The organism is Leuconostoc sp. BM2, assembly GCF_002095565.1.
GTDB lineage: Bacteria > Bacillota > Bacilli > Lactobacillales > Lactobacillaceae > Leuconostoc > Leuconostoc falkenbergense.
In genome coordinates, this window is sequence record NZ_MOWQ01000017.1 from 25,120 (window position 1) to 34,861 (window position 9,742).

The 9,742-nt window shown below is 38.7% G+C and carries 8 protein-coding genes; all 8 read right to left on the reverse strand.

Translation table 11 applies throughout. From position 1 onward, the window contains the following. Positions 1-5: 5 nt before the first annotated feature. Positions 6-923, reverse strand: a complete 918-nt coding sequence (locus tag BMG01_RS06045) for an ABC transporter permease (RefSeq protein WP_004911607.1) — start codon at positions 921-923, stop codon at positions 6-8. An 84-nt stretch (positions 924-1,007) separates the two neighbouring features. After that, positions 1,008-2,639: a peptide ABC transporter substrate-binding protein gene (locus BMG01_RS06050; RefSeq protein ID WP_004911604.1), complete on the reverse strand. Its 1,632-nt coding sequence runs from the start codon at positions 2,637-2,639 to the stop codon at positions 1,008-1,010. Between the two features lie 204 nt (positions 2,640-2,843). After that, positions 2,844-3,503, reverse strand: a complete 660-nt coding sequence (locus tag BMG01_RS06055; protein ID WP_004911601.1) for an amino acid ABC transporter permease — start codon at positions 3,501-3,503, stop codon at positions 2,844-2,846. Positions 3,504-3,513: 10 nt separating this feature from the next. Next, a complete protein-coding gene (locus BMG01_RS06060; RefSeq protein ID WP_004911599.1) occupies positions 3,514-4,155 on the reverse strand; it encodes an amino acid ABC transporter permease in 642 nt (213 codons plus the stop codon). Further along, on the reverse strand, positions 4,155-5,021 hold the full coding sequence (locus BMG01_RS06065) for a transporter substrate-binding domain-containing protein (protein WP_004911596.1): 867 nt from the start codon (positions 5,019-5,021) through the stop codon (positions 4,155-4,157). Before BMG01_RS06065 ends, BMG01_RS06060 begins: the two co-directional genes overlap by 1 nt. A gap of 79 nt (positions 5,022-5,100) precedes the next feature. Further along, positions 5,101-5,838, reverse strand: coding sequence for an amino acid ABC transporter ATP-binding protein (locus BMG01_RS06070; protein ID WP_004911593.1), 738 nt, complete (start codon positions 5,836-5,838; stop codon positions 5,101-5,103). A gap of 171 nt (positions 5,839-6,009) precedes the next feature. Continuing rightward, the gene (locus BMG01_RS06075; RefSeq protein ID WP_036068665.1) at positions 6,010-7,809 is read right to left on the reverse strand and encodes an ABC transporter ATP-binding protein; all 1,800 of its coding nucleotides are present in this window, start codon (positions 7,807-7,809) and stop codon (positions 6,010-6,012) included. Next, positions 7,802-9,577, reverse strand: coding sequence for an ABC transporter ATP-binding protein (locus BMG01_RS06080; RefSeq protein ID WP_004911585.1), 1,776 nt, complete (start codon positions 9,575-9,577; stop codon positions 7,802-7,804). Before BMG01_RS06080 ends, BMG01_RS06075 begins: the two co-directional genes overlap by 8 nt. Between the last annotated feature and the right edge of the window lie 165 nt (positions 9,578-9,742).

Here is a 9,742-nt window from a genome sequence, read left to right on the forward strand (position 1 = left end):
CCTCCTTATTGCAACCGAACACGTGGATCAACAATTGCCGTCAAGATATCCGTAATCAGAATCATAACCATCAGCATCAATGCATATACGATAGTTGTTCCCATGATTACTGGGAAATCTTTAGTTGGAATTGAAGAAACGAATTGTTGCCCGATACCTGGAATTGAGAAAATATTTTCAATCAATGTGGAACCGGTTAACAAACCAGCCGCCATTGGTCCAATCAATGTTAATACAGGAATCATAGAGTTACGGTAGGCATGTTTATTAACAACTTCTTTTTCACTAAGACCTTTAGCGCGAGCTAATTGTACGTAGTCAGAGCTCAATGCTTCAATCATTTCTGAACGAACAAACCGTGTCACAACAGCCGCTGGTGTCACAGCCAAAGCCAATGTTGGCAAGACTGACTGTGAAAATGAGTCTCCCCAGCCGGAAACTGGGAACAAAGGCCACTTGAATCCAAACAGGTACAAAAAGATAATACCTAATATGAAACTTGGTACGGAAATACCAAGAGTCGAAACAACACCCAAGAGACCATCAATTTTGTTATTTTTATTGCGTGCTGATGCGGCACCCATGAGCAAACCAGCAATCACGCCTACAACCAAAGCTTGCGCGCCAAGTTGTGCTGAGATTGGCAAACGCTGACCAATCAACATGCTAACACTTTGGTTCTGGTATTGGAACGACGTTCCAAAATCACCACGAAAGGCGTTTACTAAATAATGAAGATATTGTTGCCAAAGCGGCAAATCCAATCCGTATGCTTTGTTCAATTGGGCGATCATTTGTGGCGTTAGCTTAGGGTTATTGAACGGTGTTCCAGGCATAATTTGCATCAGGAAAAAAGTTGCAGTAATCACTAAGAATAACGTGAAAATTAAAAGCGCCAATCGCTTTAAAATGTATTTCACCATAGTCTTGACTTCCTAATAAATAAGAATTGACATATGTCAATTCTCATTTTTAATTAAATGTAGTTTAATTCTATCATAAATTACTTACTTACGGTAGGCGTATTTGAAATCAATGTTCAAGCCAGTTGTGTTAGTGATAATACCCTTAACACTTGGGCGAGCCAATGAATATCCTGCACGGAAGTACAATGGGTTGAAGTTAGCATCCTTATACAATGCAGCTTCAGCAGTCTTATAATCTGAATCACGGGCTGCATCATTCAAAGCATCTGTTGTTTCTGCCTTGTTGACAGCTGCAGTGTAGGCACTGTTCTTGAATTGACCATGGTTGTATGATGCACCATTCTTAAACAAATCATAGAATGTTGAGCCTTCTGGATAGTCACCACCCCAAAGTGAGACAACAGCTTCAAAGTTTTGCGTTTGAGAATCTGACAAACGTTGCTTGAATGGCACAAACTTTTCTTCAACTTTCAAACCAGGCAAAGGTTTTTGCAATGAGCCTTGTAGGTAATCCAATGTCGTCTTGGCAGCAGAACTGTCAGCATCAGAAGTAATTGTCAAAGTCATCTTTGTTTCGCCAACTTCTTTCAAACCTTCAGCGAACAACTTAGCAGCTGCTTTAGCATCATACTTATAGCCAGGTGCTGCGTACTTAGCCAAATCTTCACCTGATGCAGTCTTAGCCAAGCCTTGTGGTGCCAAACCATTAGCTGGTGTTGAAATACCTGATGTTACTTGATCAACCAATTCTTTACGGTTAGTTGCAAGGTTCAAAGCTTGACGGATCTTTGTGTTAGCCAAGAACTTGTTCTTACCAGTTTGGTTATATTCGATATAGGCTGTCGTTGCTTCAGGAACCTTCACCTTATCCTTATTGCTCTTGTTAGCAGCATATAGTTCAGGTGTTGAGATTGAAGCACGATCTAACTTGCCTTGCTTGTATAATTGGACAGCCGTTTCTGGCTTTTTAACAACAGAATAGTCAATTTCTTTTGTCTTAACACTTTTGGCATCCCAATAGTTATCATTTTTCACTAACTTAAAGCTGTTGTTAGTACCATTCCATCCTTCAAACTTATAAGGACCAGAATATAGCTGCTTTGCAGAAGTTGTACCATACTTCTTGCCTTGCTTTTCAACAAAGCTTTGCTTTTGTGGCATGAAATTAGCAAATGTCAACAAATAGTTAAATTGTGGCATTGCGCGTTCAAGCTTGAACGTAATAACATTGCCCTTTGCTGAGACACCCAAAGTGCTAACTTTAGCTTTACCAGCAGTAATAGCATCAGCATTTTTCACACCTGAGGCCAGATAAGAATATTGTGATGCTGTCTTTGGATCAACAATACGTTGCCATGAATAAACAAAATCTTTGGCTGTCAAAGATGAGCCATCAGACCACTTCAAACCACTCCGTAGAGTTGCTGTATAAGTCAAACCATCTTTGGAAACTTTAACTGACTTAGCCAATTCAGGCACAGCCTTACCTTTAGCATTGACACGCAACAAGTTAGCGCCTGTATTACCAATAATTGTTCCAGAATAAGTATCTGTATTCTTTGAGAAATCCAATGTTTGGATTTCTGTTGGGAAAGAAAACTTAAGTGCATTTGATGATCCATTCGAACCACCCCAGAGGCCAGCGGCGCGTGTTCCGCCACCTACCACAACGACAACGGCTGCGCCAATTGCCCATTTCTTCCATGTATCCATGTTAATATATCCTCCCGATATACTTTTTTGCTAACAATGCTATTAGTTTACCATGTGCATTTCTCATTTGCAATTCATTTTGTTATCTTTTAAGATTTTACTGCGATTTAACGTATAATATAACGTTTATAGTAGAAATACACTGGCAATCCGAACCTTATTTGATCTAATCAGCCTAATTAGCGTCAATTCTCTCTCATCAATTTAAGCTAACTTACTATCAAACCATCTTGCGATTAAGGACAATCCGTAATTTAGTAAGAAATAAATTAGGGTAATCACAATCAACACAGGAATGATATACGTTGAATTCTGTGCATAGATAATTTGACCACGATAAGTCATTTCTGACAAGACAATTCCCATTGCCAAACTCGTATCCTTAACCAATGATATCAACTGTGAAATAATTGGTGGAATCATCTTCTTGTAAGCTTGTGGCAATACAATGTAAAACATTGTTTGCAAGTTAGAAAGACCGTTGGCACGTGCACCTTCAAACTGACCTTTATCAATTGACTCAAGTCCACCACGAACAATTTCAGCCAACATTGAAGACTCAAATGTACTCATAGCCACAACCGTAGCCCAAAATATTGGCAAGTGAATTCCTAACTTTGGTAAAGCAAAGTAAACAAAGAAAATAATCAATAGCAAAGGCAAGTTACGGATAATATTATTAATTGTCGCAACAAACTTTGAAAAATACGGTAATCTCTCAAATTGAATAATACCGATCACCGAACCTGCAATGAAACTTAAAATAACTGAAATAACTGAGACACCAACTGTAATGCCTAAACCACCCAACAAATATTGGACGTTCTGTGGTGTAAAGGCGTCAAAAATTCCTAATGTAACCATAATGTCCTCCTTAAGCCGCGTGCTTTAGTTTACGTTCAAGATGCTGCATGTAGTAACTCAATGGTAGTGTAATCACTAGATAGAAAAGCGCAACAATAATGTATGTGCCAAACGTATCAAATGTGTTAGCTGCAACCATATTACCTTGATACATCAAATCAAGACCACCGACAAAAGCCAAAATGGATGAGTTTTTTACCAAATTAATGAACTGGTTACCAAGTGATGGTAATGCTATTTTAAAGGCTTGTGGTAATACAATGTGTTGCATCGCCTGCCAGAAAGACAAACCATTGGCACGAGCACCTTCCATTTGTCCACTGTTCACTGATAAAATACCCGCGCGAACTGTTTCTGCAATAAAGGCTGATGTGTATAATGACAAAGCAATTGTCCCAGCAGTGAACCCATTCATTGGTATTAACTTTGCAACAACCAAGAAGAAGAAGAAAGTAATAATTAATAAGGGAATGTTACGAAAGACTTGCACATAGATGTTACCAACCTTTTGTACCCATTTTTGGGGTAAAATCTGCAAAATAGCAAAGAATGTACCCAAAATCATTGAAGCAACTAGCGCAATAATACTTGATAACAACGTATACCCAAATCCCTGCAAAAATGTCGAAAAATTATTCTGTAATAAATCCATTATTTCGCCTCCAATTCATGCCAATCGAGACCCGGCACATTGCTGAACCATTTTTTAATCAATTTATTGTATACACCATTTTTCTTCAATGTAGCCAAGGCTTTATTAGTCTCTCGAATCATTGGTCCTTGATCATTATCAAAGGCAATACCATAAGGTCCGTGTGTAAATGTGCCACCAACAATTTGATAATCAGGGTTTTCAGTTGCAAAACCATATAAGATCGCATTGTCAGTTGACATTGCTTGACCTTGTCCGGCCTTTAAGGCTTGCATGCCAGTTGCATAGTCTTGAACGGCCAACAATTTCGCTTTAGGTGCGAACTTTTTAGTTTCTTCCGCAGCTGTTGTACCTACGACCACAATAATCGTGTACTTTGAATCATTCATATCCTTAATTGACTTGATGCCCGAATCCTTTTTAACTAGAATTGATTGTCCGGCATCAAAATACTGTTTTGTAAAGTCAATAATTTTTTCACGTTCTGGCGTGATAGTCATTGTGGACACAGTGCCATCAATGTTAGTGTTTTTCAAAAGTTGAATTTTTGACGATGATGAAACAGGTACAAATTCAGCAGACATTGGCACACCAGTTTGCTTAGATAATTGTACAGTCAGCGCTTTGGCAATATCAACATCAAATCCTTTAGAAATACCTGTCTTTGTATCCATCAAACCGAATAATTTGGTATCTGCTTTAACACCCCACACAATTCGGCCCAGCTTTTCAACACGAGCCAAAGTGTCTTGATGTTCTTGGTTTTTCTTAGCGGTAGCTGTTGCCCACATTAGACCGAGGACAATAACGGCAGCTAAGACGATTGTAGCAATAATGCCGAACTGTCTTTTTTTAGCTTTTTCCATAATAATGTTGCATTAAAAATTTTACCGATTATTGTTGACATCCGTAACATTTTTAACACTTTTCCTCCCAATCTAAATTTTAGTGATGCTCAACTTGACTCAAGAATTGTTGCGCTCGTGGCTCAGTTGGATTATTAAAGAATGCTTCTGTTGAGCTATCTTCAAGAATTTGACCGTCAGCCATAAAGATAACACGGTCAGCAACTGCCTTAGCAAAACTCATTTCGTGTGTCACGACTAGCATGGTCATTGATGAATCTTTAGCAATATCACGCATAACATCCAAAACATCACCAATCATTTCTGGATCCAATGCAGAAGTAGGTTCATCAAATAGAAGGGCCTTCGGTTGCATAGCTAGTGAACGTGCAATCGCAACACGTTGCTTTTGACCACCAGAAAGTTCAGAAGGCATATTAGCAGCCTTATCTGCCAAACCAACTTTTTCTAACAATGCCATTGCCATTCTCTTGTTTTCAGCTTCGTCTCTTTTTAAAACAAGACGTGGTGCTAGCATGATATTTTCAATTGTCGACTTATTATCATACAAGTTAAAGTGCTGGAACACCATGCCGACATTTTTGCGAATACGGTTGATGTCAGTTTTAGGATCATGAAGGTCAAAACCGTTAACAAGTAACTGACCTTCTTGAATCTCTTCCAATCCATTAACGGTACGAATTAAAGTTGATTTTCCTGACCCAGATGGTCCAATCAAAACAACTGTTTCGCCCTCATCAATTTCCAAATTAATGTTCTTAAGCGCATGAAAATTCCCGTAATATTTCTCAACATTCTTAAATTCAATCATTGACATGACCTAATTCTCCTTTTCACTCGTTGTGATTGCCTTAAGCACTCACGATATCAAAAAAACTGGACGAACGTAGAGTTCTAGCCCAGTCTGTTCTAGTTCCATTTTACGCACATTTTGTTAATTTAGTCAAAGTTATGTCAGGTTTTATAACAAAAATATTAATTTCAACCTTTATTCAACAATAGCGTCGTTGACACCTTGCAAACGATACAAGTCATAGTAACGTCCTTTCTGTGCTAACAACGATTCATGCGTACCGCGTTCAACGACACGTCCCTCATCTAAAACAAGGATTAAGTTAGCATCCTTAATCGTCGATAGTCGGTGAGCAATAGCAATAGTTGTCCTATTTTCACGCATTTTTTTCAATGATTTTTGAATCAATGTTTCAGTCTCAGTGTCGACATTTGCCGTTGCTTCATCCAAAATTAAGATTTTAGGATCCTGCACAATAGTTCGCGCAAAACTAATTAATTGCTTTTCTCCGGCCGAAAAACCAGATCCACCTTCTTGTACTTTGGCGCTATACTGATTGTCTAATTTCTCAATGAAAGTGTTGGCACCTACAAATTGCGCAGCTTCCCTAACACGCACGTCAGAAATACTGTCATCGTACATTCGAATATTCGAAGCAATATCACCAAAAAACATAAATGGTTCTTGCAAAACTAATCCCATTTTTTGACGTAAGTTTTTCATACTAACATCTCGAATATCCTGCCCATCAATCAAGATTTCGCCACTTTGGAACTCATAAAATCGCATTAATGTATTAATTGTCGAGCTTTTTCCAGAACCTGTATGTCCTACCAAAGCAACTGTTTCACCCGGATGGGCCGTAAACGTCAGGTCCTTTAAAATTTGATGCTGACCATCATAACTGAAATTGACATGCTTAAATTCTATTTTGCCATCAGTAATATCGCCTTGCGCATTGGCATTTTGAGCAGGGGAATATGTTTCATCTGCTAAAATGCCCAAAATTCTGTAGCCAGACACCAATCCTTCTTGAAATGGACTGAATAAACTCATAATATTTTCTAACGGTCCAAAAATGTTATTTAAATAGGTAGTAAATGCATAAATTACACCAGCGGCCACCCCTGTATGCATTGATAATTCACCGAAATACCAAAGAATTAGGACTGTTGCACCACCTAGTAACATATCAATCATAGGTTCGAGTAGTAAGGCATCTGCCTTAACCATTTTAAATCTGGCATTAAAATATTCACCGTTGATTTTGGAAAACTCTTTTTTAAAGCGATCTTCTTGGTAAAACTCTTGAATCACATCAATACCAGTGATACTTTCGGCAATTTTTGCATTCAATGCCGACAACCTTTCTCGCATATGTCGAAAAAGGCTTGATGAAAACCGCTGATAAGCGATGATACTGGCAACAATAAAAGGCACAACAACTAACATAAGTAACGTCGCTTTCACGTCAACTGTCCACATACCAATGTAAGCACCAATCATGCTCATTACAGCAAATGTCAACTCCATAAAGAATCGCCAAAAGTCAGTTAACGACGCTGTATCATTGTTGACACGCGTTACTAGTGAACCAGCAGGCACTTGATCGAAAAAGCGCATTCCCAGCGTATGCAATTTTTTAAAGACACGAATTCGAATATCTTCTAAAGCATATTCACCTGCCACCGAAAAATAATAGGCATTCAAAGCGTCCGTGACAGCTTGTAAAATCCGAATAACAGCTACCAATACAGCAAAACTAATTGTTATTTGCAAAGGAACGCTTGTCGTTTGGTGCAAATAGTTTGTCATATAATAAGAAATCACACGTGGTGCAGCTGCCTGCAATAATGCAAAAGCAGCACCAATTAACAACGCCCAAATGAACATTGACCGAAATGGCTTAGCCATCTTGATTAACGTCCAGATGACATGAAGCTGTTCTTTTACTGGAATACTTTTAGCCCAAACTGATTCATTTTTTTCAGGCATTATTTTCCTCCTTCGCTGACAACTGTTCATCTAATTGAGTCGCTAACTGTTGTTGCGCATACATACGTGCGTACCAACCATTTAACGCCAACAATTCGGCATGCGTTCCACGTTCCTTGATTTGACCATCGTCAAAGACAATAATCTCATCAGCATTCATGACCGAACTAATACGATGAGCAGCAATAATAGTCGTTTTATCTTGTCGCTCTGAATTCAACGCACCCAAAATTTGTTTCTCCGTACGTGCATCAACAGCCGATAAGGCGTCATCTAATATCAAAATTTCTGGATCAACGATTAAAGCACGTGCAATGGCCAAACGTTGCTTTTGTCCACCTGATAGGCTAACACCATGTTCACCCACCTCAGTATCATATCCCTCTGGAAAACCTAAAACATCGTCGTGAAAAGCAGCTTTTTTTGCCGCCTCTTCAACTTCAACTGTTGTTTTAGTTAAATCTGCAAAGCGAATATTATCCAATACTGTCGTTGAAAACAAAAAATTTTCTTGCGCCACATAGCCAATTGCTCTCAAATAAGCTCTTAACTTATATTGCTTGATGTCAATGCCACCCACAGTGATACTTCCTTCGTAACCGTCAAACTGACGCAGCAATAATTTAATCAATGTGGTTTTACCAGAGCCAACACGTCCAACTAATCCTAACGTTTCACCAGATTTGATTTTCAAATGAACATCAGATAAGGCAGTTGTTGTCTCATCATCAGGGTACTTAAATTCATCAATGTCTATGGCAACATCACCATGAGCTAAAGTTTCACGACCTGACTCATCTTCAACAATAGCCGATTTCTCTGCTAAAATTTCCTGTACTCGCATGTATGATGCATTCCCACGTTCCAACACATTGAATAACTGTCCTAGACCAAACATGGGCCAAACTAATAAGCCTAGATAAGTAGAAAAAGAAACCAGTTGTCCGATCGTAATCGTCTGATTCGTTACCAAAGAACCACCGTATGTCACCATGACCACATAACTAATTGTCATCACAAGTGTTGCCATTGGACCAAACATTGAATCAATTTTAGCGACTTTTTTATTAATTTCAATTGTTTTTTTGACTTCACTTGTAAAAGATGCAACGTCTTGTTGTTCTTGTCCTAAAGTTTTAATCGCTTTGATGCCTGCAATTGACTCTTGCGATTTATTAGAAAGCCGTGAAAAAGCTTCTTGCGAGGCAGTGAAAGCACGTCTAATCTTTGGTGATAAGTAACGAACACCCCAAGCTAGCAAAGGTAGTGGCAAAACGCCAATGAGTGTCAAGCGCCAATCAACGACAAAAGTCATTGAAATGACAGTGAAGATAATAATGACAATCGAATCAACTAACATCAACACACCACCAGAAGCGACGCGTTGAATTGCCGAAAGATCGTTGGTCGCATGTGCCATTAAATCTCCGGTACGGCGACGTTGATAAAAGGTTGTATCCATTTGCATATAATGATCAAATAATCGTTGCCTTAGTGTTCGTTCCAGCAAAGCAGATCCTTGAAAGATATGTGTGATCCATGCGTAACGAAAACCATACATTAAAATAGAAAACAGTAGAATACCACCACCATAAATCACTAAGCTTTGACTAGTGACTTGTCGCGCCACTAAAACATCAGTAAAGCGACCAATGAGTGCCGGTGATACCATTTGTGAAATTTCCGTCAGCAACAAAAAAGACAACCCTAAGATGTAGAGCCGCTTATTAGCCTTGAAAAACCACATTAACTTACTAAAAATACTCATTTTCTCTCCAAACTAAGCAAAATTAAAGTTATCTAATAGGTAGATTGTAAAATTAAACCGAACACTTGAATAAAAAAGCCGCAGCGCCTTTAATGGTAATTGTCTAAAACAACCATAAAGGAACTGCGACTCATGACTAGTTTATCATCTCAAGAACGCACTGTC